1 rRNA gene is annotated in these 255 nt (G+C 52.5%); it reads left to right on the top strand.

Features of this window, described 5'->3' with window-relative positions:
* Positions 1-255 (top strand): 23S ribosomal RNA (locus Afil_RS10915); the annotation flags it as partial.

Raw genomic sequence — 255 nt, 5'->3', positions numbered from 1 at the left:
AAAGGGAAAGAGCCCAAACCATAGCGATATGGGGTTGTAGGACCGCTGGAAATGAAAGACGAGCGAACGGGAACGCGATGGAAAGCGCGGACAGAGAAGGTGAAATCCCTGTACCGGCAAGCGAGTCGAGTAAGGAGCGGAATCCTGAGTACAACGGGACACGTGAAATCCTGTTGGAAGCAGGCGGGACCATCCGCCAAGGCTAAATAAGTAAGAGTGAGCGATAGAGAAGAGTACCGTGAGGGAAAGGTGAAA

Origin of the sequence: Allobaculum fili (assembly GCF_020969955.1) — a bacterium.
GTDB lineage: Bacteria > Bacillota_I > Bacilli_A > Erysipelotrichales > Erysipelotrichaceae > Allobaculum > Allobaculum fili.
The sequence above is the reverse complement of the archived record's forward strand: the minus strand, read 5'-3'. Positions and strand labels throughout refer to the sequence as shown.